Genomic DNA, 25,806 nt, shown 5'->3' on the forward strand with positions numbered 1-25,806 from the left:
GAAACCCGTGCTGTCCCTGTCGGTCATCGCGACCGCGTTCATCCTCGTCCTGCCCGTCGAGCTGCCGGACAAGACGCTGTTCGCCAGCCTGGTGCTCGCCACCCGCTTCCCGCACTGGCCGGTGTTCATCGGCGTCGGCGCGGCGTTCGGCCTGCAGGTGGCGATCGCCGTCACCGCCGGCAGCCTGCTGTCGCTGCTCCCCGGCGCGCTGGTCAGCGGCGTGGTGGCGGTCCTCTTCCTGGTCGGCGCGGTGCTGCTGTGGCGCAGCGCGAACAGTGGCCCGGAGGACGCCGACGACGTCGCCGCCGGCCGCGAGGGGACGTCGTTCTTCCGCGCCGCGGCCATCTCCTTCGGCGTGCTGTTCGCCGCGGAGTGGGGAGACCTCTCCCAGCTGGCCACCGCCGGCCTCGCCGCCCGCCTGGACGCCCCCCTGTCGGTGTTCATCGGCGCCTGGGCCGCGCTGCTCACCGTGTCCGGCCTCGCGGTCTTCCTCGGCAAGAAGCTGGCCGACCGCCTGCCGATCGCGCTCATCCGGCGGGTGGCGGCCGGGCTGTTCCTGGTCTTCGCCGTCGTGGCCGCCGTCGAGACGGTACGCACGCTGGCATCCTGATACGAGAACACCCCGTCCGGGGGACGTCCGCCCGCGGTTCCTCAACCGGGGCGGCGCGGGCGTCGATGGGGTGGCAGGACGGCGGGAGGCGCCGGCCGTACCGGGACGACGCCGAGGAGCCGTGGGACCAGTGACCGAGCCAGCGGGCAGCCGCGCCCCGCTGCTGCACGAGCTGGAGGTCCTCGACGTCCGCCGAGACCCCGAGGTGGAGCGGGTGGTCCGCGTGGCCGCCGCCCTGACCCGGGCGCCCCACGCGGCGGTGCACGTGCTGGACGACCGGGAGGAGCTCCGGCTGTCCCCGCACGGCTCCGGCGGCGGGGTCGCGCCGGGCGAGGCGTCCATCAGCGCCGTGCTGACCGGCTGGGGCCCGGGCGTGCACGCCTTCGAGGACCTCAGCGCCGATCCCCGCTTCGCGACCAACCCGTGGGTCGACGGCCGCCGCGCGCGGGTGCGCGGCTACGCCAGCGCCGCCCTGGTCATCGAGGGCACCACCGTCGGGACGCTGGCCGTGCTCGACGAGCAGCCGCACGCCTTCTCCGCCGACGACCGCGACCGCCTCGGCGACCTCGCCGACGTGATCGTGGGCATCGTGGAGCGGCGCCGCGCCGTCCGGCAGCTGGCCGACGTCGCCGCCGCCACCACGGTCGCCCGCCGGGACGCGGAGCGGGCGCACGCCGAGCTGGCCCGCTCGGAGGCCTTCGTCCGCGCGCTGCTCGAGGCGCTGCCCGTCGGCGTCGTCGCCGCCGACGCCGACGGCCGGGTGGTGCTGTTCAACGAGGTCAGCCGGCAGTGGCACGGGGCGGACGCCGACCCGCGGGTGGACGTCGCCGACTTCCCCGCCGCCTTCTCCCTCAGCGAGCCCGACGGGCGCCCGCTCGCCCCGCACCGCGTCCCGCTCACCCGCGTGTTCCGCGAGGACCGGATCGCCGACGTCGGGATGCGGATCGCGCCGGCCGGCGGCGCCGTCCGCGAGGTGCTGGCCTCCGGCACGTCGATCCGGGACGACGACGGGACACTCCTCGGTGCGGTGGTCGCCCTGGCCGACGTCACGGCGCAGCGGGAGCTGGAGCGGGCCCTGCGCGCCGCGGCGCTGCACGACCCCCTCACCGGCCTGCCCAACCGCGCCCTGCTGATGGACCGCCTCGGCCAGCTCCTGGAGCCCACGCGGCGGGCAGCAGAGCCGCTCGCCGTCCTGTTCTGCGACCTCGACGGCTTCAAGCCGGTCAACGACACCGCCGGCCACGCCGTCGGGGACGAGGTGCTGGTGCAGGCCGCCCGCCGACTGCAGGCGGCGGTGCGCCCCGGCGACACCGTGGCCCGCCTGGGCGGCGACGAGTTCGTCGTGCTGTGCCCCGGGCTGGACTGCGCCCACGCGGCCCGGTCGGTGGCCGACCGCGTCACGGCGTCCTTCGACGCGCCCCTGACCGACGCGCGCGGTGGCCGGCACCGCGTCGGCGTGAGCGTCGGTGTCGCGGTCTGCGACGCCGGGGACACTCCCGAGACGGCGCTGGCCGCCGCCGACGCGGCGATGTACCGGGTGAAGAGCGCCCGGCGCTCAGCCCGCGCCGTTCCCGCCTGAGGCGGCCGGCGAGACCAGGGCCAGCCGGCCGACCAGGTCGCGCAGCCGGCCGTCGAGCTCCGGGGCGCCCGCCCCGGCCGCCCGCAGTGTCACCACCCCGTGCAGGGCCGTCCAGATGAGCAGCGCGTCGCCCCGGGCGTCCCGGCTGGCCGAGCGCCCGGCCTCCTGGCAGGCGGTGACGGCGTCGACCAGCACGTCGAAGGCGCCCGCTCCGCCGGGGACCTCCTGCCGCTGGAACATCGCCCGGTAGCGGGCAGGTGCGGTGAGGCCGGCCGTGACGTAGGCCCGGCACCCGGCCACCAGCCGCTCCACCGGGTCCTCGATCCCGGCCACCGACGTCTCGATCGCCGCGCGCAGCGCGAGGAAGCCCTCCTCGAGGACGGCGTCGACCAGGGCCCCCAGGTCGGCGAAGTGCCCGTACACCGCGGGCGCGGTCACCCCCGCCTCGCGGGCGACCGCACGCAGCGTCACGGCCTCCACCGAGCCGGTCCGCTCGATCAGCGCGGCGGCGGAGGCGACGAGGTCGGTGCGCAGGCGGCCGGGGGTCCGTGGGGGCACAAGGTCACTTTACATGCGTTAAGAAGGCGCCTAGCCTCTGGTGCTAAACGCATGTAAAGGAGGTTGTCGTGCCCCTCATCCCCGACCTGCCGTGGAAGGCCGAGACCGTCGGTGACGGTCCCGGCGTCGTCGTCCTCACCCAGCTGCACCTGCGCCGCTTCCGCGACGTCCCGGCGTTCCTGCGTGCCTCGCTGGCCATCCGGAAGCAGGCCATGCGCAGCCCGGGGGCGCGCTCGCTGTTCCTCCGGGCCCGGCCCCTGGCGCGCCACTTCACGACCGTGTCCTGGTGGGACGACCAGGCCGCGATGGTGGCCTTCGTCCGCACCGACCCGCACCGCTCGGCGATGCGCCGGTGGGGTCCGGAGATGAGGGCGTTCAGCAACCGATCGTTCCCGGGCACCGCCGGCGTCGTCCCCACGGTGGCGGAGGCGGAGGCCCAGCCCGCCTGACCGGCGCCCCAGCGGGAGCCCGTCGGCACCCTGGACCCACCGCGACAGACACCTCTCCGCGCGTGCTCCGGCTCTGAGTGCACCTGCACTCGGAGCCGGAGCACCGGAGGGGCACCCCGGACCCGGCCGCGCACGCCCCCGGTCCGCGAGGCCCCGGACGGCTCAGCGCAGCGTCGGGATCCACTCCGCCAGCGCCCGGCCGATCTCGTGCGGCGAGTCCTCGGGCACGAAGTGCGCGCCCGGCACGGTGACCTCGGTCAGCGCCGCCCACTTGCGCACGAAGGCGCGCTGCCGGCCGACCAGGATCGACCCCGGGTCGGCGTTGAGGAACAGCTTCGGCACGTCGCTGGTGCGCAGCCACTGCCCGTACCGGGCGACGACGTCGCGGACCTTCGGCGGCACGTTCTCCAGCGGGATCTGACGGGGCCACTCCAGCGTCGGCCAGCGGTCCTCGGGGGTGCGGAAGGGCTGCCGGTACCGCTCGTGCGCCTCGGGGCTCAGCCCGCGGGCGACCGAGGCGGGCAGGATCCGCTCGACGAAGGCGTTCTTCTCCAGCACCGCCGCCGGCCCGTCGGGGCCGCGCATGGTGCGGAAGAGGCGTCGCGCGTCCGCCGGCCAGTCCGCCCAGGTCAGCGGGGTCACGATCGCCTCGGTGAAGGCGAGCCCGCGGACCGCGCCGGGGTGCCGGTGCGCCCAGTCGAAGCCCAGCGCGGAGCCCCAGTCGTGCATCACGAAGACGACCCGCTCGGTGGCGCCGACCTCGGCGAGGAATCGCTCCAGGAACCCGGCGTGGGCGGCGAAGGAGTACGTGCCGGGCCCGGGGTCGGGCAGCTTGTCCGACTCCCCCATGCCGATGAGGTCCGGCGCCAGGCAGCGGCCCAGGTGCTGCACGTGCGGCAGCACGTTGCGCCACAGGTAGGACGACGTCGGGTTGCCGTGCAGGAAGACGATGTCGTTCCCGCCCGCCCCGCGCTCCCCCACCTCGACGTAGGCCATCTGGAGGGTGCCGTCGGCCCGCCGGTCCACCCGCACGCGCTTGCGGGGGAAGGGGTCCTCGGGCGAGACGTCGTCGGTGGCCATGCCTGCGATCCTCACGCATCCACCGGAGGGCCACCCGTCGGGCCCGGCGCCGTGCGGCCGGCCGCCTGTCGCGCCGCCGTCTCGATGCGGTCGCGGAAGGCCGCCCACTCCGCGTCGCTGCGCTCGGGCAGGTTGGGGTTGGCCGCGGTCATCCCGGCCGCGCCGTCGATGGACTCCCGGACGACGTCGGCGTGCCCGGCGTGCCGGGCGGTCTCCACGCACATGTGCACCAGCAGGGTGTGCAGCGTCGGGTGCCGCCGCTCCTCCGGCCACCACGGCACCTCGCCGACGGCGTCCAGCGGCAGCGCCTCGATGGTCGCGTCGGCGTGCGCCGCCGAGAACCGGTACAGCTCCACGACGTCCTCGCGGCGCTCGTCGGGGCGGGCCCACATGTCGGCGTCGTCCTCACCGCCGTCGTCCCACGGGCAGGGCCGGCCGCTGGGCCGGCCGAGCACCTCCCCGAAGTAGCCGAGCTGCACGTAGGCGACGTGCTTGACCAGGCCGAGCAGGTTGGTGCCGGTGCGCGTCATCGACCGCCGGACGGCGTACTCGTCGAGGCCGTCGAGCTTGCCGAGCAGAGAAAGGACCCGCCTGCCCCCCACGCCTCGCGAGCTCGGCGAGGGCCCCTGCAGGCGGGCCGACGGATCGCGCTTGACCCTGACGCGACGTCAGGCTGTCCACTCGTCCACGTCGGAGAGGAGGGACCGTGAACGTGGGAGAGGTGGCTGCCCTGGCCGGGGTCACGGTGCGCACGCTGCACCACTACGACCGGATCGGGCTGCTGTCGCCGTCCGGGCGGACGTCGGCCGGCTACCGCCGGTACTCGCCGGCCGACCTGGACCGACTGCACCGGGTGCTGGTCTACCGCGAGCTCGGCTTCCCCCTCGAGGAGGTCGCGACGCTGCTGGACGACCCGTCGGCCGACCCCGCCGAGCACCTGCGCCGCCAGCACCGGCTGCTGCGGGACCGGCTGGAGCGGACGCGGGCGATGGTCGCGGCCGTCGAGAAGGAGATGGAGGCGAGGGCGATGGGGATCTCGTTGACCCCCGAGGAGCGGTTCGAGGTGTTCGGCGAGCACGACCCGGCGCAGTACGAGGCCGAGGCCGAGGAGCGCTGGGGCGACACCGCGGCGTGGGCGGAGTCGCAGCGGCGCACGCGGGGCTACGCGAAGGAGGACTGGCTGCGGGTGAAGGGCGAGATGGCCGACATCGGCGACCGGTGGGTGGCGGTGCTGCGGTCGGGCGCGGCGCCGGACTCGGAGCAGGCGATGGACGTCGCGGAGGACGACCGGCAGCACATCAGCCGGAACTTCTACGAGTGCTCGCCCGAGATGCACGCCGCCCTGGGGCGCATGTACGTCGAGGACCCGCGGTTCACGGCCACGTACGAGGCGATGGCCCCCGGGCTGGCGCAGTACGTGAGCACCGCCGTCCAGGCCAACGCCGCCCGCCAGGGGGCGTGAGCCCGCGCCCTGCGGGCGTTCCACGTGCAACCGCGGTCCTGCCGGACCCGCAGAGGACGAGGGACGCCCGCAGAGCCGCCTGGCTCAGAGCCGGATCAGCAGCTCGCCGTGCATCATCCCCAGCCAGCCGTCGTCCGCCCCGGCCCAGCGCAGCCACGCGGCGGCGACCCCCTCGAGCTCGTCGGGGGTGGCCAGCCCGTAGGCGACCGCCTGCTCCGCGAACGCCGACGCCGTCGCGCGGCCGGCCCAGGAGGTGCCCCACCACTGCCGTTCGGCCGGCGAGGCGTAGCACCAGGACGACGCCGTCGCGGTGACGTCGCGCAGCCCCGCGGCGTGCGCCCAGGCCAGCAGCCGGCGTCCGGCGTCGGGCTCGGCCGCGTTGTGGCGGGCGACGGCGTGGTAGAGCTCCAGCCACCGGTCCAGGCCCCCGTCGGCGGGGAACCAGGTGAACGTGGCGTGGTCGACGTCCCGGACGGCGACCACCCCGCCCGGCCGGCACACCCGCGCCATCTCCCGCAGCGCGGCGACCGGGTCGGTGAGGTGCTGGAGCACCTGGTGGGCGTGGACGACGTCGAAGGAGCCGTCGGGCGCGTCGAGGGCGTAGCCGTCGCCGACCGCGAAGGTCACGTCGACCCCGGCCGCGGCCGCGGCCGCGCGGGCCTCCTCGAGCGGTGCCGGTGAGAGGTCCAGCCCGACCACCCGCCCCGGGGCCACGCGGGCGGCGAGGTCGACGGTGATCGTGCCCGGGCCGCAGCCCACGTCGAGCAGGTCGAGTCCGGGTCGCAGGTGCGGCAGCAGGTGCGGAGCGGAGTTCTCCGCGGTGCGCCAGCGGTGGGACTGCAGGACGGAGTCGGCGTGCCCGTGCGTGTAGGTGTCCACGGGCCCAGCCTGCACCGCCGCGTCCACACCGTGGAACTGGCTTCTCACGTGATGGGACGATCTGGCCCGGGGTGCGGGCGGTTGCGAGGCTGGGGACCCGTGACGTCCCTGCGTGCGCTGCTGCGCGACCCGACGGTCCAGCGCGGGATCCGCGCGGCGATCGCGGCGGGGCTGGCCTGGCAGGTCGCCGTGCTGCTCCCGGCGCCGTTCCCGGCCTACGCGTACTACGCGCCGCTCGGCGCGATCATCGCCGTCCACCCCACCATCGCCGACTCGGCCAGCGCCTCCTGGCGGACCGTGCTCGCGATCCTCCTGGGCGCGGGGCTCGCCACGGGCGTCGCCGCGCTCCCCGGCCCCCTCCCGACGGCGCTGACGCTGGCGACGCTGGTCGCGGTGGCCGTGGCGCTCGAGCGGTGGCGGGTGCTCGGCGAGGGCGCCGGCTGGGTGAGCGTCGCCGCCGTCTTCACCCTCACCATCGGCACCAGCGGCGACGCCTCCGACTTCGTCCTCGCCTACGCCGGGCTGGTGCTGCTCGGCGCGGCGATCGGGGTGCTGGTGACCACGGCGCTGTTCCCCCCGCTGCAGCTGACCCGTGCCACCGCCCAGATCACCCGCACCCGGCACCTCGTCGCCGAGCACCTGAGCCGGACCGCCGCCGAGCTGCGCGCCGACCGGACCCCCACGACCGAGGACGAGCGGGCCCACGGCGCCGCCCTGCGCGCCGCCCTCGACGCGATGCGCGACGCCGAGCGGACGGTCGAGCGCGCTCGGCGCGCGAACCCGCGGGCCCGCCGCTGGCAGGAGCCGGCCGCGCGCATCCGGGACGAGTCCCGCGCCCTGGACCGCGTCGCGGTCCTGCTCGACGACGTCACCGCCCTGGTGGCGGAGTACCAGCCGCACCTGCGCGGCGGTGAGCGGCCCGACCTGGGCACCGCCCGGCGCGTCGCCGACGCCCTCGAGGGCCTGGCCGGGGTGGTCCGGACGCCGTACCACGCCGCGGACGCGGTCCGGCCCGACGACCGCGACCACCGGGTCCAGGTCGCCGGCGAGGCGCTGACCGCCCTCGTCGACCGGCTGCGGGCCACCACGCTCGACGAGGACCCAGGCCTGCTCGCCCTGAGCGCGGTGGCGGTCGGGGTGGAGCGGGCACTCGCGGCGCTGGACGCACTGCCCGGGGAGGAGCCGGCGGACTGAACCGCGACCAGCGTCACCCTCCCCCGGCCCGCGCCCGGGGCGGGCAACGGTCATCCTGGGTCCCCGTGGGGATCCTCTGGGCGCAGCTGCGCCGGCCGGCCGTGCAGCGGGGCGTGCGTGCGGCCGTCGCGGCTGGGCTGGCCTGGCAGGCCGCCGGCCTGCTCCCCCCGATGCTGTCGGACTACGCGTACTACGCCCCGCTGGGCGCGGTCATCGCCGTCCACCCCACGATCGCCGACTCGGCCAGCGCCGCCTGGCGCAGCGTGCTGGCGATCCTCACCGGCTTCGGGCTGGCCGTCGCGGTCTACGAGCTCACCCGCCCGGTGCCCAGCGCCCTGACCATCGCGCTGATCGTGGCGCTGGCGATCGCCGTCGAGCAGTGGGGGCTGTGGCGCGAGCAGGCCAGCTGGGTCAGCTTCGCCGCCGTCCTCATGCTCACGGTGGGCCTCGACGACCCCGACGCCTACGTGCTGCGCTACGCGGGCCTGACGCTGCTGGGTGCGGCGATCGGCGTCCTGGTCACCACCGTGCTGTTCCCGCCCCTGCAGCTGACCAACGCCGTCGAGCAGATCACCCGCACACGCCAGGCGCTCGCCGACCACCTGCGCGAGATCGCGGCGACACTGCACGAGGGCCGGGTGCCCGACGCCGCCGAGTGGGCCCGCCGGGCCCGGCGGCTGGACCGGGAGCTGGACCGGATGCGCGCGGCCGAGGCCCAGGTGGAGCGGGCGCGCCGGGCCAACCCGCGGGCCCGCCGGTGGCGGGGCCGGGCGGCGGGCATCCGCGCCGAGTCCCGAGCGGTGGACCGCGTCGCCGTCCTCGTCGACGACCTCATCTCGCTGGTCGTGGAGTTCCAGCCGCACCGCCGGGCCGTCGACCACGTGGACGCCGGCACCGGCCGGGCGCTCGCCGACGCCCTCGACGGCCTGGCCGGCGTGGTCGCCACCCCGTACCACCGCGCGGACGGGACGACGCCCGACGAGCGGGACGGCCGCATCGCCACTGCCACCGCCGCGCTCGACCGGCTGGTCGCGCTGCTGCGCACCGCGACGGTCTCCGACGAGGAGGGGTTCTTCGCCATGGGCGCGGTGGCGGTCGGCGTCCGGCGCGGGCTGACCGCCCTGGACGTGCACGCGCGCCGGCAGCCGGCCGCCTGAGCGGTCAGAGTTCCTCGGCGAGCACCCGCTCGGCCACCGGGACGGCGCGCTCGCGGTCGGCCGGCACCAGGCCGATCCGCACCCGGCGGTCCAGCAGGTCGGCCACGGTCCGCGCACCCTCGGCCCGGACGGCGAACCGCAGCTCCCCGAGCGTCTCCGGCCGCCCCGCCACCACCGGGTCGGCGCCGAGCCCCGCGACGACCGGCGCCTCGGTGCCGTACCGCGCGACCAGCCGCTGCGGCGCCTCGACCCGGTCCAGCGCGCGGCGCGGGGCGGCACCGACCAGCGGCAGGCGGGCGGTGTCCGACCGGCGGGCGCCGCGGCCGAGCCGCGTCACCACGGCGTCGACGGCCTGCTCGGCCATGGCGCGGTAGGTGGTCAGCTTGCCGCCGACGAGGGTGAGGACGGGTCCGTCCCAGCGCAGCAGGTGCCGCCGGGAGAGGTCGGCGGTGGCGTTCCCGGGGCCGGCGCCGGCCGAGGCGGGCAGCACCAGCGGCCGCAGCCCGGCGTAGGCGCCCACCACGTCGGCGCGGGTCAGCGGCTCGGCGAGCACCTGGTTGACCGTGTCCAGCAGGTGCGTCACCTCGGCGTCGTCGGGCACCGGGTCCTCGTCGCGCGCCGGGCCGGGCACCGGCTCGTCGGTGAGCCCCAGGTACACCAGCCCGTCCGGCTGCGGCAGCGCGAAGACGTACCGCGACCGCGATCCGGGCAGCGGCACGGTCAGCGCCGCCGACGGCGAGCCCAGCCGCGCGGCCGGGACCACCAGGTGCGACCCGCGCGACCGCACGAGGCGCACCCCGGGGGCCAGCCGCTGCGCCCAGACGCCGGTCGCGTTGACGACCACGCCGGCCCGCAGTGACAGCGCCTCCCCGTCGTCGGTCTCCACGTGCACGTCGGCGCCGTCCACCGCCCTCACCGCCGCGCCGGTCAGCACCCGCGCCCCGCACTCGGCCGCCGTCCGGGCCAGGGCGACCACGAGCCGGGCGTCGTCGGTGAGCTGGCCGTCCCAGAACACCAGCCCGCCGCGGCGCCCGCGCACGCCCGGGGTCAGCCGGGCCAGCTCGGCGGCGTCCACCCGGCGGGTGCCCGGCAGCGAGCCGCGCCCGCCGGGCACCGACGTCCGGACGGCGTCCCCCAGCCGGCCGCCGACACCGGCCAGCGCGCTGGCGGCGCGCCCGGCCGCGTCGGGCACGAGGAAGGCCAGCGGGCGCACCAGGTGGGGGGCGGTCGCCCCCATGAGGACGGCGCGCTCGCGGGCGCTCTCCCGCGCCAGCGCGAACTCGCCGTGGGCCAGGTAGCGGAGCCCGCCGTGCACCAGCTTCGACGACCAGCGGCTGGTGCCCGCGGCGAGGTCGGTGCGCTCCAGCAGCGCGACCGACAGCCCCCGAGAGGCGGCGTCGAGGGCCACGCCGGCGCCGGTCACGCCGCCGCCGACGACCACCACGTCGACCCAGCCGCCGGCCACGGCGTCGAGGTCCGCGACCCGGCGTGCGGCGGAGAGCACACCGGCGCCGTCGGCAGGTCCCCCGCTGCGCACCGGCAGACTGTAGCCGTGCCGGATCAGCCCGAACTGACGATCCAGGGCTGGGGCGCCCCCACCCGCCCCCGCGACGCGACGGTGGCCGTCGGGCGGGACGGCGAGGAGGGCACGCTCGAGCTCGCGCCCTTCCCGCCGCTGGCCGAGGTGCTGCCCAAGGCCGCCCGCAAGCACCTGGCCCGGGAGCTGGACTGGACGCCGCGGCCCACCCCGCCGGTCCCGGTGGGCGAGATCCGGCTGGCGCCCTCCCGGCTGGCCGAGGAGTGCCGGCTGCGGCTGGTCGAGCTGCTCGGCGAGGAGCACGTGCGCACCGACCGCGACAGCCGGCTGCGGCACGCCGGCGGCAAGAGCTACCTGGACCTGCTGCGCCGTCGGGAGGGCGACGCCTCCGACGCCCCCGACGCCGTCGTCGCCCCCGGCAGCACCGCGGAGACCGCCGCGCTGCTGGCGCTGTGCAGCGAGATGGGTGTCGTCGTCGTGCCCTTCGGCGGCGGCACCAGCGTGGTCGGCGGGCTCTCGGGCGTCGACGCCGACGACCGGCCGTCGATCTCGGTCGACCTGGCCCGCATGGCGGAGGTGACCGGCCTCGACGTGCCGTCGTCCCTCGTCACCGTCGGGCCCGGGATGCGCGGGCCGGCGCTGGAGGAGCACCTGGGCGGGCACGGCCTCACCCTCGGCCACCTGCCGCAGAGCTGGGAGTTCGCCACCCTCGGCGGCTACGCGGCGACCCGGTCAGCGGGGCAGGCGTCCACCGGGCTGGGCCGCTTCGACGACCTCGTGGCCGGGCTGACGCTGGCCACGCCCACCGGCGTGCTGGAGCTCGGGCACCCGCCGGCCTCGGCGGCCGGGCCGGACCTGCTCGGCCTCGCGCTGGGCTCCGAGGGCGCGCTCGGCATCATCACCGAGCTGCGGCTGCGAGTGCGGCCCAGGACGCGGGCCGGCCGCTACGAGGGCTGGTCGTTCCGCTCGTGGGCGGCAGGGCTGGCCGCGCTGCAGCGGCTGGCGCGCCACGACCTGCTCCCCGACGTCGTCCGGCTGTCCGACCCCGACGAGACGCGGGCCAGCCTGCTGATGAGCGGCGGGGCCGGCGCGCGGGCCCTGCGCGGCTCGCTGCGCGCCCGGCGGCGCGGCGCCGGCTGCCTGCTCGTGGTCGGCTGGGAGGGGCTGCCGCAGCTGGTGCGGGCCCGCACGCAGGCCGCGGCGTCCGTGCTGCGGGACGGCGGGGCCGTGCGGGTCGGCCGGCGGGTCGGCGAGTCGTGGCGGAAGCACCGCTTCGGCGCGCCCTACCTGCGCGACTCGCTGATGGACGCCGGCCTGCTGGTCGAGACCCTGGAGACGGCGGCCACCTGGTCCGAGCTGCCGGGGGTCTACGACGCCGTCCGCCGGGCGCTGCGCGAGTCGCTCGGCAGCCGGGGCCGGACGCCGCTGGTGCTCAGCCACGTCTCGCACTGCTACGCCACCGGGGCCTCGCTGTACGTCACCGTGCTGGCCGACCGCGACGACGACCTCCCCATCCAACAGTGGCTGGTCGCCAAGCGGGCGGTGACCGACGCGCTGGTGGCCGCCGGCGGCACCCTCACCCACCACCACGCCGTGGGCGCCGACCACCGCCCGTGGCTGGAGCGCGAGATCGGCCCGCTCGGCGTCGACGTGCTGCGGGCGGTCAAGCAGCGACTGGATCCGCGCGGCGTCTGCAACCCCGGCGTCCTGCTGCCCGACTGAAGCGACTCGCACCTGGCCCGGGTGCCCGAGGAGACGGCCACCCGCCCCCGCCGGAAGCGCTCGGCGCCGAGGTCCGCCTGACACCGCCGCAGGTCAGCCGTCCGGCAGGTGCACCGTCGTCGTCACCCGGGCCAGGCTCGGCGCCGGCGGGACCGAGCCGAACCCGAAGGTGACCTGCGGCCGCACCGGGGTGAGCGCCCCCAGCGGCGCGCCGTCCCACACGGCCTGGGCCGCCGTCACCGTGTGCAGGTCCTGGACGCCGTACCACTCGGTGCGCCCGTTGCCGGCCGAACCCGTCGTCCGCAGCCCGGCGAGCACCCGGGCCGGCCGGTCGAGCAGCCCCACCCACGCCGGGGCGCGGGCCAGGGGCGCGGGGACGGCGCGCAGCAGCCACCCGAGCGGCGACCGGCGCCCGGTGCGGGCCCACAGCCGCAGCGGGCCGGCCGTCACCGTCCAGGTCGCGGCGTCCGGCCGGGCCACGACCACGTCGGCCGGCAGCACCTCGTCGAAGGTGTACGTCGCGGCGATGAAGTCGCCGGCCGCGGACGACGGGGCGAGCAGCACCCGGGTGCCGTCGGGGCGCTGCACCATGACGTCGGACAGCGGCCCGAACGGGGACCGGGGCCAGTGCCCGACGACCAGACGGGTGCCCGACGTCGTGCCGACGCCGAGGATCCAGCCGTCGAACCGGAGGCGGGCCACCGGTCGAGCATGCCCGGCCACTCGGCCGGGTGGGACGGCGCATCGTCCGTTCCGCATGAGGCGCCCGGCCCCCGTCGCCCGCGAGGCTCGGCCCATCGGGCGGGGCGGTCCTGCCCGGGAGGAGGCAGCGCCATGGCGAGCGCAGGCCAAGAGCACTGGGAGGCGAACTGGCAGGCCGAGGCCCACGTCGGCCGCTACGGCTCCGGTGACCGGGCGACCGGCTGGGCGGCGTGGGTCACCTTCGCCGCCGTCCTGCTCGTGCTGATCGGCCTCTTCTCGGTGATGGAGGGGGTCACGGCACTCCTCAACGACGACTTCTACCTGGTCCGGTCCACCGCGCTCGTCGTCACCGCCGACTACGCCCTCTGGGGCTGGCTGCACGTCATCCTGGGCATCGCCGCGATCGTCGTGGGCGCGGGCGTGCTGCACGGCAGCCGCTTCGCCCGCATGGCGGCGGTCGTGTTCGCCGCCGTCAGCGCGCTCGTGCACCTGGCGTTCCTCCCGGCCTACCCGGTCTGGTCGGCGCTGGTGATCGCGTTCGACGTGCTGGTGATCTACGCCCTCACCGTGCGCGCGGAGGAGGTCGCCACCCTGCGGTGACGGCGGACGGGCGGCCCCGGGGCGCCGCCTGTGCCAGCCTCGCCCCATGACCGCCGTCGAGACCGCCGTCGAGACCGCCGTCCCGGGCGCGACCAGCGAGGTCGGGCCGCTGCGGACGGTGCTGCTGCACCGCCCGGGCGCCGAGCTGCGCCGGCTGACCCCGCGCAACAACGACCAGCTGCTGTTCGACGGCGTCCCGTGGGTGCGGCGGGCGCAGGACGAGCACGACGCGTTCGCCGCGGAGCTGACCGCGCGCGGGGTGGAGGTGCTGTACCTGGACCGGCTGCTGGCCGAGGTGCTGACCGTCCCCGCGGCGCGGCACGAGCTCGTCACCGCCGCGGTCGACGACCCGCGGCTGGGGGCCACGCTGAAGCGGACCGCCGCCGCGCACCTGGCCGACCTCTCCCCCACCGACCTCGCCGCGGCCCTCATCGCCGGGCTGGCGCACGACGAGCTGCCCGGCGCCCGCGGCCTGTCCTTCGAGCTGATGGGCCGCGGCGACTTCGTCGTCCGGCCGCTGCCGAACCTGCTGTTCACCCGCGACTCGTCGGTGTGGGTCGGCGACCAGGTCGCCGTCACGTCGCTCGCGATGCCCGCCCGGCACCGCGAGAGCACGATCACCGCCGCGATCTACGCCCACCACCCGCGGTTCGCCGGCGCCGAGCAGCTCTACGACGCCTCCCTGGAGCACCTCGAGGGCGGGGACGTGCTGCTCCTCGCCCCCGGGGTCGTGGCCGTGGGCGTGGGCGAGCGGACGACGGCCGGCGGGGCGGAGCGGCTGGCCCGGCGGGCCTTCGCCCGCGGGCTGGCGCACACCGTGCTGGTGGTCCCCATCGCGCAGGAGCGGGCGACGATGCACCTGGACACCATCGCGACGATGGTCGACGTCGACGCGTTCGTCATGTACCCCGCGGTCGCCGACTCCCTGGTGGCCTGGACGGTCACCGCCGGGGACGAGCCGCCGGACGACGACGACACCACGGACCTCGCCGTCCGCGGTCCCGCGCCGTTCCTCGAGGCGGCGGCCGCGGCGATGGGGATCGACCGGCTGCGGCTGATCGACACCGGCCTGGACCCGGTCACCGCCGAGCGCGAGCAGTGGGACGACGGCAACAACACCCTCGCGCTGGCCCCGCGGCTGACCGTGGCCTACGAGCGCAACACCGTCACCAACGCCGCGCTGGAGGCCGCCGGGATCGAGGTGGTCCGGATCGCCGGCTCGGAGCTCGGCAGCGGCCGCGGCGGCCCGCGGTGCATGTCGTGCCCGGTGTCGCGGGTCCCGCTCTGACCGTCGGCGCGGCCGGGTCACCCGCTGGCGGGCAACCCCGTCCCGGGAAGCTCGTGCTCTGCCCACCGTGGTGGGCAGAGCACGAGCACCGCAGGAGCAGGTCGGTCCGGGGAGGGACGCCGTCCGGCGGCTAGAGCCCCTGCGCCAGCCGGTGGTAGGCCGCGCTCCAGCGCAGCTCCTTGGCCAGCGACCGGCGCGTGGTGTCGGCGTCGATCACGACCAGCTCGGTGGAGAACACCTCGGCCAGGTCGGTCAGCTCGTCGGCACCGAGAGCGGTCGACAGCACCGTGTGGTGCGGGCCGCCGGCGGTCAGCCAGCCCTCGGTCGCCGTCTCGAAGTCCGGCCGGGGCTCCCAGACGGCGCGGGCGACGGGCAGGTTCGGCAGCGGCTCGTCGGGCTCGACGACGTCGATCTCGTTGGCCACCCAGCGGAACCGGTCACCCAGGTCGCACCAGCCGACGACGACGCCCTCGTCCGGGGCCGCGGTGAACACCAGCCGGGCCGGGTCCTCGCGGCCGCCGATCGACAGCGGGTGCACCTCGACCCGCGGCCGCTCACCGGCGATCGTCGGGCAGACCTCGAGCATGTGGGCGCCGAGGATCTTCGGGGTGTCGGTGGCCAGGTGGTAGGTGTAGTCCTCCATGAACGAGGTGCCGCCCGGCAGCCCGTGGGCGGCGACCTTGAGGGTGTGCAGCAGCACCGAGGTCTTCCAGTCGCCCTCGCCGCCGAAGCCGTAGCCGTCGGCCATCAGCCGCTGGACGGCGAGGCCCGGGAGCTGGCGCAGCCCCCCGAGGTCCTCGAAGTTCGTGGTGAACGCGCCGAAGCCGCCGTCCTCGAGGAAGGTGCGCAGCGCGGCCTCGATGCGGGCCTGGTAGCGCACCGCCTCGTGCTGCCCCCCGCCCGGGCGGGCGTCGTCGGCGAACTCGTAGAGGTCGCCGTACTCGGCGACCAGCGCGTCGACGGCGGAGTCCTCGACGGCGTCCACCACGGCGACCAGGTCGTTGACGCCCCAGGTGTTCACCGAGACGCCGAAGCGGATCTCCGCCTCCACCTTGTCGCCCTCGGTCACCGCGACGTTGCGCATGTTGTCGCCGAACCGGGCCAGCTTGAGCGACCGTACCGCCGCCGCGGCGGCCGCGGCGCGCGCCCAGGAGCCCACCCGCGCCTTGACCCGCGGGTTGTCCACGTGCCCGGCGACCGTCGTCCGCGGCATCCGCAGCCGGGTCAGGATGAACCCGTACTCGCGGTCGCCGTGGGCGGCCTGGTTGAGGTTCATGAAGTCCATGTCGATCGTCGCCCACGGCAGGGCGGCGTCGGCCTGGGTGTGCAGGTGCAGCAGCGGCTTGCGCAGCGCGTCCAGCCCGGAGATCCACATCTTCGCCGGGGAGAAGGTGTGCATCCAGGTGATGACGCCGACGCACGAGGGGTCCTCGTTGGCCTCGCCCATCGCCCGCCGGATGGCGCCGGCGTCGGTCAGGACCGGCTTCCAGACCACCCGGATCGGGACCTCACCGGCCTGGTCGAGCGCGGCGGCGACGCGCTGGGACTGCTCGGCGACCTGCTGGAGCGTCTCCTCGCCGTACAGCCCCTGGCTGCCCGTCAGGAACCACAGCTCGTGCCCGGTGAACGGGTCCGTGCGCATCAAGCCTTCCTCACTGTCCGTAGACGTTCTGGTAGCGCGTGTACAAGGAGTCGACGTCGGCCTGGGCGATCGGCAGCGGCTCGCCGAGCTGGCGCGAGAAGTGCACCGTGCGGGCGACGTCCTCGGTCATGACGGCGGCCTTCACCGCGGCCTTCGCCGACCGGCCGATGGTGAACACGCCGTGGTTGCGCATGAGCACCGCCGGGGAGCGGGAGCCCGACAGCGTGGCCACGATCCCCTGGCCGATCGAGTCGTCGCCGATCAGCGCGAACGGCCCGACCGGGATGGGGCCGCCGAACTCGTCGGCCATCGCGGTCAGCACGCACGGGATCGGCTCGGCGCGCGCCGCCCAGGCCGTGGCGTACGGGCTGTGCGTGTGCACCTGGCCGTTGACCTCGGGCATGTTCCGGTAGACGTAGGCGTGCGCGTCGGTGTCGCTGGAGGGCTTCTTCACGCCGTCCACGGCGTTGCCGTCGAGGTCGCAGACGGTGACGCCCTCCCAGGTCAGCTCGTCGTACTCGACGCCGCTGCCCTTGATCACGAACAGGTCCTCGCCGGGCACCCGCTCGGAGACGTTGCCCGACGTCCAGGTCACCAGCTCGTAGCGGGTCAGGTAGGAGTGCAGGCGGGCCACGTGCTCGCGCTGCTCGCGGTGGGTCCCGCGCTCGGTCAGGGTGGGGAGGCTCATACCGGCTGCTCCTCGGTCAGGGCGGCGGAGGTCGTGTCGGGATCGGCGGGCCGCGGCTCGGCCCGTCGGTGGTCGTTGCCCACGTGGTCCACGGCGGCCCGCTGGACCGGGAGTGCCGCGGTGTACCGCCGCATGAACGCGTCGAAGCCGGCGACGTCGGCCGGCTCGGGGTCGACGGTCTCCAGCTCGGTACCGGTGAAGACGGCGGTGTCCAGGTAGTCGGCCAGGGTCTGCTCCGGCGAGCGCCGGGTCGAGAAGGCTGCGAGGACGGCCATCCCCCACGCGCCGCCCTCGGCCGCGACGTCCCCGACGGAGACCGGCGTGTCGATCGCCGCGGCCAGGAAGCGCTGCGCCACGCCCCGGGTCCTGAACAGGCCCCCGTGCGCGAACATCCGGTCCAGCCGCACGCCCTCGGCCTTCTGCAGGACGTCCATGCCGATCCGCAGGGTGGCCAGGGAGGCGAACAGGTGTGTCCGCATGAAGGTGCCCAGGTCGAACGTGCTGTCCGGGGACCGCAGGAAGAGCGGCCGCCCCTCCTCGAAGCCGGTGATCGGCTCGCCCGAGAGGTAGTTGTAGGCCAGCAGCCCGCCGCAGTCGGCGGCCCCACCGAGCGCGGCGGTGAACAGGGTCTCGAAGACCGCCGACGGGTCGGCGGCAGCCCCCAGGGCCCGGGCGAACTCGGCGAACAGCCCGGCCCACGCGTCGAGCTCACTGGCCCCGTTGTTGCAGTGCACCATCGCCACCGGGTCCCCGGCCGGCGTCGTGACCAGGTCGAGTTCGGGGTGCGCCCGGCTGAGCTCGTGCTCGAGCACGACCATGGCGAAGATGCTGGTCCCGGCGGAGACGTTGCCGGTGCGCGGGGCGACCGAGCCGGTGGCGACCATCCCCGTCCCCGCATCGCCCTCGGGCGGGCACAGCGGGATGCCGGCCCGCAGCCGCCCGGTGGGGTCGAGCAGCTCGGCGCCCGCGTCCGTCAGCGTGCCGGCCGGCTGCCCCGCGAGCGCGATCGCCGGCAGCAGGTCCGCGAGGGTCAGCTGCGCCCCCGCCTCGGCCGCGAGCCGGTCGAACCGGGCCAGCATCGCGGCGGAGTAGCCGCCGGTGTCGCCGTCGATCGGGAACATGCCGCTGGCGTCGCCGACGCCGAGCACCTTCTCCCCCGTGAGCTGCCAGTGCACGTAGCCGGCCAGCGTCGTCAGGTGGTCCAGCCGGCCGACGTGCTCCTCGCCGTCCAGGATCGCCTGGTAGAGGTGCGCGACGCTCCACCGGTGCGGGATGTTGACGCCGAACTCCGCGCTGAGCCGCTCGGCCGACTCCCCCGTGTTCGTGTTGCGCCAGGTCCGGAACGGGGTCAGCAGCTCCCCGGCGGCGTCGAACGCCAGGTAACCGTGCATCATCGCCGACACGCCGAGCCCGCCGACCGTGGTGAGCTCCACCCCGTGGCGTCGCCGCACGTCGTCGGCCAGGGCCGCGACACCCTCCTGCACGCTGGCCCAGACGGCGTCCAGCGAGTACGTCCAGAGCCGGTCCACGAACTGGTTCTCCCAGTCGGAGGTGCCGACGGCGAGCGGAGCGTGGTCCGGGCCGATCAGCACGGCCTTGATGCGGGTCGAGCCCAGCTCGATCCCCAGGGCGGTGCGGCCTGCGGTGATCGCCGCGCCGGCATCGGTCGTCATGTCAGGAGACCCCTCCGTCACCGGTGCCAGGCCCGTCCCGGCGATCCGGTCGACCGCCGGACGTCGCCCGGGAATGTGGATGTTAGCGCTAACACATGCTCAGTTCGGCGCCCGGTGCGGAGCGGGCCCGGTGCTGGAGCGGACCAGCAACGCCGGCGGCACCGGGTCCGGGTGCAGCTCCTCGCCGTGGAGCCGCGCGAGCACCAGCCGCACCCCGCGGCGGCCGAGCTCGGCGAAGTCCTGCCGGACCGTGGTCAGCGGCGGGGTGAAGTAGGGGGCCTCGGGCAGGTCGTCGAAGCCGACGACGCTGACGTCGCGAGGCGCGTCCAGCCCCTCCTCGTGGAAGGCGGCCAGCAACCCGAGCGCCATCTGGTCGTTGGCCAGGAACACCGCGGTGACCTCCTCGCCGGCGCGCACCCGCGCGGCGAGGTCCTTGCCGGCGGCGTACCCCGACGACGGAGTCCAGTCCCCGCGCAGGTACGGCGGGACCGGCACCCCGTGCGCGCACAGCTCCGCCCGCCAGCCGGCGATGCGGTCCCGCGCCTCCTGCGAGTCGGCCGGGCCGGTCACGTGGTGCACCGTGCGGTGGCCGAGGCCGAGCAGGTGCCGCGTGGCCAGCCGCGCCCCGGTCACCTGGTCCACGCCCACGGCCGGCTCCTCGACCGCGCCGCCGCTCTGCACGATGACCACGGGGAGCGGCGTGTCGATGAGGTGCAGGGCCTCCGCGGCGTCGTCGTAGGTGGCCAGCGCCACCACCGCGTCGACCGACTGGCCGACGAACCGGTCCACCGCCGCCCGCATCGCCTCGGCGGTCGCCTCGTCCAGGACCGTGACCGACAGCGAGTAGCCGGCGGCGCGCGCGGCCTGCTCCAGCCCGACCAGCGTCTGCGCCGGGCCGTACTGGTTGATGTTCACGGTGACGAAGCCGATGGTGCGGGTGGAGCCGGTGACCAGCGCCCGCGCGGCGGAGTTCGGCCGGTAGCCGAGCTCCCGGATCGCCCGCTCGACTCGTTCCCGGGTCTGCGGTGCGACGTTGCGGTGCCCGTTGATCACCCGGGAGACCGTCTGGTGCGAGACACCGGCCCGGGCGGCGACGTCGGACATGACCAGCGCGCGGGTCGCCCCCTCGGGCTCCACCGTCCACCCCTCCCGTCGACGGGGCGCCTCTGCCCCGTGTGGTCGCCCCGTGCCGTCGGGGGGGGGGGGGGGGGGGCCCCCCCGGGGCCCCCCCCCCCCCCCCCCCCCCACGATGAGGGCACACCGCGCCGCGCGCGTCGGCGGTCGACCACTCCGCGCAGGGATCAGTGGTCACCGCACCGGACGTCGCCCTCCCCCCACCCGCCACCCGCTCCGGGTGGTGCCGGGGAGGGCCGCCCCGCCCCCGTCATCCGTGGAAGGACCCGCCCGTGCGCACCGACACCATCGAGACCTTCCTGGCGCAGCTCGCCGCCAGGGTGCCCGCCCCGGGAGGCGGGGCCACCGCCGCACTGCACGCCGCCCAGGCAGCCGCCCTGGTGGCGATGGTCGCCCGCTACAGCGACTCGGCGCGGTACGCCGAGCACGCCGAGGAGATCGCCACCGTCACGCACACCGCGGACCGGCTGCGCGAGAACGCGCTGGGCCTGGCCGAGGAGGACGCCGCGGCCTTCACCGCGGTCACCGAGGCCTACCGGCTCCCGAAGGGGACGCCGGACGAGGCCGCCGCTCGGTCCGCGGCGATCGCCCAGGCCCTGGTCGCGGCGGCGCACGTGCCGGCGATCGTGATCGCCGTCGCCGAGCAGGTGCTGGGCCTGGCCGAGCAGCTGCTGCCGATCGGCAACCGCAACGTGGTCAGCGACGTCGCGGCCGCCGCGGAGGCGGCCCGGGCGGCGGCCACGACGGCCCGGGTCAACGTCGAGATCAACCTCGGCGGCATCAAGGACCCGACGGCCCGGGGCGAGCTCGCCGCCGTCGTGGACACCGTCGACGACCTCGTCCTGCGCGCGGAGAAGGTCACCGCCGCCGTCCGGGACGGGCTGGTCCGATGACCGCGACGCTGAGCGGGACCGAGCTGGCCGCCGCCATCCGCGCCGAGGCCGCCGCCGCGGCCACGGAGCTGACCGCGGCCGGGACCCCGCCCCGCCTGGCCGTGGTCGTCGCGACGGCGGACGAGTCCAGCGCCTGGTACGTCCGCTCCATCGCGCGCGCCGCGGAGCGGACCGGCATCGCCTGCTCGGTCGTCGACCTGGGGGAGACGGCGACGCCCGACCGGATCCGCGCCGAGCTCGCCGCGCTCAGCGCCGACCCCGCGGTGCACGGGATCATCCTGCAGACCCCGCTGCCCGCGGGCGCGGTGTTCGAGGACCTCGCCGCGGCGATCGACCCCGCCAAGGACGTCGACGGTGCCAACCCGCTCAGCCTGGGTCGGCTGGCCGCCGGCCTGCCCGCCCATCCACCGGCGACCGCGGCGGCGGTGCTCGCGCTCCTGGACGCCCACGGGATCCCGCTGTCCGGGGCGCACGCGGTCGTGGTGGGCCGCTCCACCGTCGTCGGCAAGCCCGCGGCGCACCTGCTGCTGCAGCGCGACGCCACCGTGACGGTCTGCCACAGCCGCACCAAGGACCTCGCCGCGGTCACCCGCACCGCGGACGTGCTCGTCGCGGCGGTCGGCCGGCCGGAGCTCGTCACGGCCGAGCACGTCGCCGAGCACGCGGTCGTCGTCGACGTCGGGACCAACCCGACGGCCGACGGCGGGCTGGTCGGGGACGTCGACGCGGGCTCGGTCTCGGGACGGGTCGCCGGCCTGACCCCGGTGCCCGGCGGCGTCGGGCCGGTCACCACCGCCCTCCTGCTGCAGCACACGATCCGGGCTGCGCGGCCCTGACCGCTCCCGGGCGGGACGGCCGTGACCCCGCCGCCCCGCCGTCGGGACCACATCGATCGGAGCACCCTCATGACCGGCACGGCTGTGGCGGAGCGCACGACGGCAGGCGCCGGCGCGGCGCCCGCCCTCCGCCGGGCGCTGGCGACGCGGCAGCCCCTGGTCTGCGGCATCCTCAACGTCACGCCCGACTCGTTCTCCGACGGCGGGCGGTTCGACGGCCTCGAGCGGGCCGTCGAGCACGGCCGCCGCCTGGCGGCCCAGGGGGCCGACCTCATCGACGTCGGCGGGGAGTCCACCCGGCCGGGCGCGCGGCCGCCGGCCCTCGCCGAGGAACTGGCCCGCGTCGTCCCGGTCGTCGAGGCACTGGCCCGGGAGGTCCCCGTGCCGCTGTCGGTGGACACCTCACGTCCCGAGGTCATGGCAGCCGCGGTGGCCGCCGGCGCGAGCATGGTCAACGACGTGCGGGCGCTGCAGCGGCCGGGCGCCCTGGAGGCCGCGGCACAGCTCGGCGTCCCGGTGTGCCTCATGCACATGCAGCGCTCGCCGGACACCATGCAGGAGGACCCGCACTACCGGGACGTCGTCGCCGAGGTGCGCGCCTTCCTCACCGGGCGCATCGGCGCCTGCCTGGACGCCGGTGTCCGCCCGGAGGACCTGGTGGTCGACCCGGGGTTCGGGTTCGGCAAGACGCCGGCGCACAACGTCGCGCTCCTGGCGTCGCTCGGCACGTTCACCGGGCTCGGCGTCCCGGTCATGGTGGGGCTGTCCCGCAAGTCCGTGCTGGGTCAGCTGACCGGGCGGGCCGTGGGGGAGCGGCTGCCCGCCTCACTCGCCGCGGCGCTCGTCGCGGTGCAGCGGGGAGCGTCGGTGCTGCGGGTCCACGACGTCGCCGCCACGCGGGACGTCCTGGCGGTCCTGGACGCCGTCGGCCCCGTGTGAGACCGGCACCCCGGTGGGACGGGCCTGCCGGGGCGGACCGGGCACGTTCTCGCGGTGTCCTGCCTGCTCTCGCGGTGGTGCAGCGCCGCGGGAGTGCGCGGAACGCCGCGCGAGCGTCAGCGGGGCAGGAGGCCGTTCCTCAGATCACCGCGCGGATCGCCTGCTCGAAGCCGAGGACGTGCTCACGGGCGAGGTCGTCGGCCCGGTCGGCGTCGCCGGCGGCGATCGCCCGGAGCAGCGCCACGTGCTCGCCGACGTGCTCGTCCACCGTGGGCAGGCGGTCCAGGAACAGGCAGAAGATGCGCGTGGCCAGGTTGTCGTAGCGGATGAGGACGTCCTCGAGGTGCGGGTTGCCGGCCGCCCGGTAGATGGCGCGGTGCACCGCGAGGTCCCAGCGCATCAGCTCCGCGGGGTCGATCGCGGTGACGTCCAGCTGCTCGATCCCCGTGGCCAGCTCGTCGAGCTCGCCGTGGCCCACTCGGGCGGCCCGCTCCGCGGCCCGACGGGCGGCCAGGGGCTCGAGCTGGGCACGGATGTCCGAGATGTGTGCCAGGTCGGAGATGTCCATGCCGGTGGCGAACGTCCCCCGCCGCGGGTAGGACACGACCAGCCGGTCGCCCTCCAGCCGCTTCAGTGCCTCGCGCACCGGCGTCCGGCCCACGCCCAGGTCCTTGGCCAGCTCGTCGTCGTCGATCGGGTCTCCCGGCCGGATGGCCAGCATGATCAGCCGGTCCCTGATCGCCACGTAGGCCTTGTCCGCCAGCGACGTGGCGGCGGACGGGTCGAGCTCCAGCGGTGCGAGGGTCACGAGCAGATCGTAGAGGTTGACCGCCGGCAGGCCTTGCCTCTCGAGAGGGATCGACATACCGTCATCGTACTACTGATATACCAACTGTGTACCTGTACCGCGGTTGGTTCGCGTCACAACTGCGGCACGAGGAGGCACCGGGTGACCATCAGCGCCTTCGACCTGTTCAAGGTGGGCATCGGCCCGTCGAGCTCGCACACCGTCGGCCCCATGCGGGCCGCCGCCACCTTCGCCTCCCGCCTGCGGGAGGAGGGGGTGCTCGCGCGGGTCGCCGGGGTCCGGTGCGAGCTGTTCGGGTCGCTCGGGGCCACCGGGCACGGCCACGGCAGCGTCAAGGCCGTCGTCCTCGGGCTGGAGGGCGAGCAGCCCGACCTCGTCGACCCCGTCGCGGCCGGCCCCCGGGTCGAGGCCATCCGCCGGGAGGGGAAGCTGCGGCTGGCCGGCGAGCACCCCATCGCGTTCGCGGTGGACGACGACGTCGTGCTGCACCGGCGCAAGCGGCTGGACTTCCACAGCAACGGGATGCTCTTCGTGGCCGTCGACGCCGACGGGGCGGAACTCGCCCGGCGCGAGTTCTACTCGGTGGGCGGCGGGTTCGTCCTCGACGAGGACGAGGCCGGCAACCCGGTGATCGTCGAGGACGCCACGCCGGTGCCGTACCCGTTCCGCACCGGCGAGGAGCTGCTCGCGCGCACCCGGGAGACGGGCCTGCGCATCAGCGACGTGGTGCTGGCCAACGAGCTCGCCTGGCGCAGCGAGGCCGAGGTGCGCGCCGGTCTGCTGCACGTCTGGGCGGTCATGCAGGAGTGCGTCGAGCGCGGCACGCGGACCACTGGCGTCCTGCCCGGCGGCCTCCGGGTCCGCCGGCGCGCGGCCGCGCTGCGCGCCCAGCTGGAGGAGCACCCGGACGAGGCCGACCCGCTGCGCGCCATGGAGTGGGTCACCCTCTACGCCCTGGCCGTGAACGAGGAGAACGCCGCCGGCGGGCGGGTCGTGACCGCGCCGACCAACGGCGCCGCCGGGATCGTGCCGGCCGTCCTGCACTACTACCGCGACTTCGTCGGCACCTTCTCCGACGACGGGGTGGTGCGCTTCCTGCTCACCGCCGCGGCCATCGGGCTGCTGTTCAAGGAGAACGCCTCCATCTCCGGCGCGGAGGTGGGCTGCCAGGGCGAGGTCGGCTCGGCCTGCTCCATGGCCGCCGCCGGCCTGGCCGAGGTCCTCGGTGGGACGCCTGAGCAGGTGGAGAACGCCGCCGAGATCGGCATCGAGCACAACCTCGGCCTCACCTGTGACCCCGTCGGAGGCCTCGTGCAGATCCCCTGCATCGAGCGCAACGCCGTCGGCTCGGTCAAGGCCATCACCGCGGCGCGCATGGCCGTCCGCGGCGACGGCCGGCACCACGTCCCGCTGGACAAGGCCATCAAGACCATGCGCGAGACCGGCGCGGACATGAAGGACAAGTACAAGGAGACCGCCCGTGGCGGGCTGGCGCTCAACATCGTCGAGTGCTGAGGAGGCACCCGTGTCCCACCCCTACACCCTCACGCTCAGCTGCCAGGAGCGCCCGGGCATCGTGCACGCGGTCAGCTCGTTCCTGTTCGAGCACGGCTGCGACATCGTCGAGCACCAGCAGTTCGACGACGCCCTCCGCGGCCAGCTGTTCCTGCGGACGGCGTTCGTTTGCTCCCAGGAGACCGACGCCGAACGCCTGGCCGCGGAGTTCGGTGCGGTGGCCGAGGAGTTCGGCATGACCTTCGACATCACCGGCGAGGAGCCGCAGCGGGTGGTGGTCATGGTGTCCAAGCTCGGCCACTGCCTCAACGACCTCGTCTTCCGCTGGCGGGCCGGCAGCCTCGGCGCCGAACTCGTCGCCGTCGTCTCCAACCACGAGGACCTGCGCCCGATGGCGGAGGCGGCCGGGTTGCCCTTCCACCACGTGCCGGTGACGCCGGCGACCAAGCGCGAGGCCGAGGCCCGGCTGCTCGAGCTGGTCGACGAGCACCGCGCCGACCTGGTCGTGCTCGCGCGCTACATGCAGGTGCTCTCCGACGAGGCCTGCTCCGCCCTGCACGGCCGGGCCATCAACATCCACCACTCCTTCCTGCCGGGGTTCAAGGGCGCCAAGCCCTACCACCAGGCCTTCGACCGCGGCGTGAAGCTGGTCGGCGCGACCGCCCACTACGTGACCCCCGACCTGGACGAGGGGCCGATCATCGAGCAGGAGGTCATCCGCATCGACCACACCTACGACCCGCGCGCCCTCGCCACCGTCGGCCAGGACGCCGAGGCGCTGGCGCTGTCGCGGGCCGTCCGGTGGCACAGCGAGCGGCGCGTGCTGCTCAACGGCCACAGCACCGTCGTCTTCCGCTGAGC

At 75.8% G+C, this 25,806-nt stretch carries 25 protein-coding genes; 14 read left to right on the forward strand and 11 right to left on the reverse strand.

Translation table 11 applies throughout. The features are described from left to right. Positions 1-7 precede the first annotated feature (7 nt). Both ACI78Q_RS08015 and ACI78Q_RS08020 read left to right on the forward strand, forming a co-directional pair. Complete coding sequence (locus ACI78Q_RS08015; RefSeq protein WP_456922804.1) at positions 8-610, forward strand: TMEM165/GDT1 family protein; 603 nt, start codon at positions 8-10, stop codon at positions 608-610. 130 nt (positions 611-740) lie between these two features. Beyond that, entirely contained in the window at positions 741-2,189 is a 1,449-nt protein-coding gene (locus ACI78Q_RS08020; RefSeq protein WP_456922805.1) for a diguanylate cyclase domain-containing protein, read from the forward strand. Here ACI78Q_RS08020 and ACI78Q_RS08025 read toward each other — a convergent pair. Beyond that, entirely contained in the window at positions 2,166-2,747 is a 582-nt protein-coding gene (locus ACI78Q_RS08025) for a TetR/AcrR family transcriptional regulator (protein ID WP_456922806.1), read from the reverse strand. The genes ACI78Q_RS08020 and ACI78Q_RS08025 overlap by 24 nt on opposite strands. A gap of 68 nt (positions 2,748-2,815) precedes the next feature. On the opposite strand from ACI78Q_RS08025, the gene ACI78Q_RS08030 reads away from it, so the two are divergent. Then, positions 2,816-3,196, forward strand: a complete 381-nt coding sequence (locus tag ACI78Q_RS08030) for a hypothetical protein (RefSeq protein WP_456922807.1) — start codon at positions 2,816-2,818, stop codon at positions 3,194-3,196. A 162-nt stretch (positions 3,197-3,358) separates the two neighbouring features. Here ACI78Q_RS08030 and ACI78Q_RS08035 read toward each other — a convergent pair whose 3' ends face one another. Both ACI78Q_RS08035 and ACI78Q_RS08040 read right to left on the reverse strand, forming a co-directional pair. Next, positions 3,359-4,276, reverse strand: coding sequence for a haloalkane dehalogenase (locus tag ACI78Q_RS08035; protein ID WP_456922808.1), 918 nt, complete (start codon positions 4,274-4,276; stop codon positions 3,359-3,361). Positions 4,277-4,287: 11 nt separating this feature from the next. Further along, on the reverse strand, positions 4,288-4,878 hold the full coding sequence (locus ACI78Q_RS08040) for a DinB family protein (protein ID WP_456922809.1): 591 nt from the start codon (positions 4,876-4,878) through the stop codon (positions 4,288-4,290). Positions 4,879-4,982: 104 nt separating this feature from the next. Between ACI78Q_RS08040 and ACI78Q_RS08045 the strand changes: the two genes are divergently transcribed. Continuing rightward, positions 4,983-5,738: a MerR family transcriptional regulator gene (locus ACI78Q_RS08045; RefSeq protein WP_456922810.1), complete on the forward strand. Its 756-nt coding sequence runs from the start codon at positions 4,983-4,985 to the stop codon at positions 5,736-5,738. Positions 5,739-5,822: 84 nt separating this feature from the next. On the opposite strand, the gene ACI78Q_RS08050 is transcribed toward ACI78Q_RS08045, so the two are convergent. Further along, a complete protein-coding gene (locus ACI78Q_RS08050) occupies positions 5,823-6,617 on the reverse strand; it encodes a methyltransferase domain-containing protein (RefSeq protein WP_456922811.1) in 795 nt (264 codons plus the stop codon). A gap of 99 nt (positions 6,618-6,716) precedes the next feature. On the opposite strand from ACI78Q_RS08050, the gene ACI78Q_RS08055 reads away from it, so the two are divergent. Then, the gene (locus tag ACI78Q_RS08055; RefSeq protein WP_456922812.1) at positions 6,717-7,811 is read left to right on the forward strand and encodes an FUSC family protein; all 1,095 of its coding nucleotides are present in this window, start codon (positions 6,717-6,719) and stop codon (positions 7,809-7,811) included. A gap of 65 nt (positions 7,812-7,876) precedes the next feature. Continuing rightward, positions 7,877-8,968: an FUSC family protein gene (locus ACI78Q_RS08060; RefSeq protein WP_456922813.1), complete on the forward strand. Its 1,092-nt coding sequence runs from the start codon at positions 7,877-7,879 to the stop codon at positions 8,966-8,968. Between the two features lie 4 nt (positions 8,969-8,972). On the opposite strand, the gene ACI78Q_RS08065 is transcribed toward ACI78Q_RS08060, so the two are convergent. Beyond that, entirely contained in the window at positions 8,973-10,505 is a 1,533-nt protein-coding gene (locus tag ACI78Q_RS08065; RefSeq protein ID WP_456922814.1) for a glycerol-3-phosphate dehydrogenase/oxidase, read from the reverse strand. A gap of 15 nt (positions 10,506-10,520) precedes the next feature. Between ACI78Q_RS08065 and ACI78Q_RS08070 the strand changes: the two genes are divergently transcribed. Beyond that, the gene (locus tag ACI78Q_RS08070) at positions 10,521-12,227 is read left to right on the forward strand and encodes an FAD-binding oxidoreductase (protein ID WP_456922815.1); all 1,707 of its coding nucleotides are present in this window, start codon (positions 10,521-10,523) and stop codon (positions 12,225-12,227) included. Positions 12,228-12,320: 93 nt separating this feature from the next. On the opposite strand, the gene ACI78Q_RS08075 is transcribed toward ACI78Q_RS08070, so the two are convergent. Beyond that, positions 12,321-12,929: a hypothetical protein gene (locus ACI78Q_RS08075; RefSeq protein ID WP_456922816.1), complete on the reverse strand. Its 609-nt coding sequence runs from the start codon at positions 12,927-12,929 to the stop codon at positions 12,321-12,323. 132 nt (positions 12,930-13,061) lie between these two features. On the opposite strand from ACI78Q_RS08075, the gene ACI78Q_RS08080 reads away from it, so the two are divergent. Beyond that, positions 13,062-13,529 carry a DUF7144 family membrane protein gene (locus ACI78Q_RS08080; protein WP_456922817.1) on the forward strand — a complete coding sequence of 156 codons (468 nt, stop codon included), beginning with the start codon at positions 13,062-13,064 and terminating at the stop codon, positions 13,527-13,529. 46 nt (positions 13,530-13,575) lie between these two features. Then, positions 13,576-14,817: an arginine deiminase gene (locus tag ACI78Q_RS08085; RefSeq protein ID WP_456922818.1), complete on the forward strand. Its 1,242-nt coding sequence runs from the start codon at positions 13,576-13,578 to the stop codon at positions 14,815-14,817. 130 nt (positions 14,818-14,947) lie between these two features. Here ACI78Q_RS08085 and araA read toward each other — a convergent pair whose 3' ends face one another. The 4 genes from araA to ACI78Q_RS08105 all read right to left on the reverse strand — a co-directional run bounded on the left by araA (position 14,948) and on the right by ACI78Q_RS08105 (position 19,957). Next, on the reverse strand, positions 14,948-16,459 hold the full coding sequence (gene araA, locus ACI78Q_RS08090) for an L-arabinose isomerase (protein ID WP_456922819.1): 1,512 nt from the start codon (positions 16,457-16,459) through the stop codon (positions 14,948-14,950). 10 nt (positions 16,460-16,469) lie between these two features. Then, positions 16,470-17,147 (reverse strand): L-ribulose-5-phosphate 4-epimerase, encoded by a 678-nt coding sequence (locus ACI78Q_RS08095; RefSeq protein ID WP_456922820.1) that lies wholly within the window; start codon positions 17,145-17,147, stop codon positions 16,470-16,472. Beyond that, positions 17,144-18,820: a xylulokinase gene (locus ACI78Q_RS08100; RefSeq protein ID WP_456922821.1), complete on the reverse strand. Its 1,677-nt coding sequence runs from the start codon at positions 18,818-18,820 to the stop codon at positions 17,144-17,146. The genes ACI78Q_RS08095 and ACI78Q_RS08100 overlap by 4 nt, the downstream gene beginning before the upstream one ends. A 99-nt stretch (positions 18,821-18,919) precedes the next feature. After that, positions 18,920-19,957 carry a LacI family DNA-binding transcriptional regulator gene (locus ACI78Q_RS08105; RefSeq protein ID WP_456922823.1) on the reverse strand — a complete coding sequence of 346 codons (1,038 nt, stop codon included), beginning with the start codon at positions 19,955-19,957 and terminating at the stop codon, positions 18,920-18,922. 269 nt (positions 19,958-20,226) lie between these two features. Here ACI78Q_RS08105 and ACI78Q_RS08110 point away from each other — a divergent pair, with 269 nt between their 5' ends. From ACI78Q_RS08110 to folP, 3 genes are all read left to right on the forward strand, one after another. Further along, positions 20,227-20,847, forward strand: coding sequence for a cyclodeaminase/cyclohydrolase family protein (locus ACI78Q_RS08110; RefSeq protein ID WP_456922824.1), 621 nt, complete (start codon positions 20,227-20,229; stop codon positions 20,845-20,847). Beyond that, positions 20,844-21,683 carry a bifunctional 5,10-methylenetetrahydrofolate dehydrogenase/5,10-methenyltetrahydrofolate cyclohydrolase gene (locus tag ACI78Q_RS08115; protein ID WP_456922825.1) on the forward strand — a complete coding sequence of 280 codons (840 nt, stop codon included), beginning with the start codon at positions 20,844-20,846 and terminating at the stop codon, positions 21,681-21,683. The genes ACI78Q_RS08110 and ACI78Q_RS08115 overlap by 4 nt, the downstream gene beginning before the upstream one ends. A gap of 69 nt (positions 21,684-21,752) precedes the next feature. Further along, positions 21,753-22,622, forward strand: coding sequence for a dihydropteroate synthase (gene folP / locus ACI78Q_RS08120; RefSeq protein WP_456922826.1), 870 nt, complete (start codon positions 21,753-21,755; stop codon positions 22,620-22,622). Between the two features lie 139 nt (positions 22,623-22,761). On the opposite strand, the gene ACI78Q_RS08125 is transcribed toward folP, so the two are convergent. Continuing rightward, positions 22,762-23,487: a GntR family transcriptional regulator gene (locus ACI78Q_RS08125; protein WP_456922827.1), complete on the reverse strand. Its 726-nt coding sequence runs from the start codon at positions 23,485-23,487 to the stop codon at positions 22,762-22,764. 84 nt (positions 23,488-23,571) lie between these two features. On the opposite strand from ACI78Q_RS08125, the gene ACI78Q_RS08130 reads away from it, so the two are divergent. Together ACI78Q_RS08130 and purU are read left to right on the forward strand one after the other, a co-directional pair. Beyond that, the gene (locus ACI78Q_RS08130; RefSeq protein ID WP_456922829.1) at positions 23,572-24,945 is read left to right on the forward strand and encodes an L-serine ammonia-lyase; all 1,374 of its coding nucleotides are present in this window, start codon (positions 23,572-23,574) and stop codon (positions 24,943-24,945) included. A gap of 10 nt (positions 24,946-24,955) precedes the next feature. Continuing rightward, positions 24,956-25,804 carry a formyltetrahydrofolate deformylase gene (gene purU / locus ACI78Q_RS08135; RefSeq protein WP_456922830.1) on the forward strand — a complete coding sequence of 283 codons (849 nt, stop codon included), beginning with the start codon at positions 24,956-24,958 and terminating at the stop codon, positions 25,802-25,804. Positions 25,805-25,806: the final 2 nt, after the last annotated feature.

The organism is Geodermatophilus sp. SYSU D00705, from assembly GCF_054050135.1.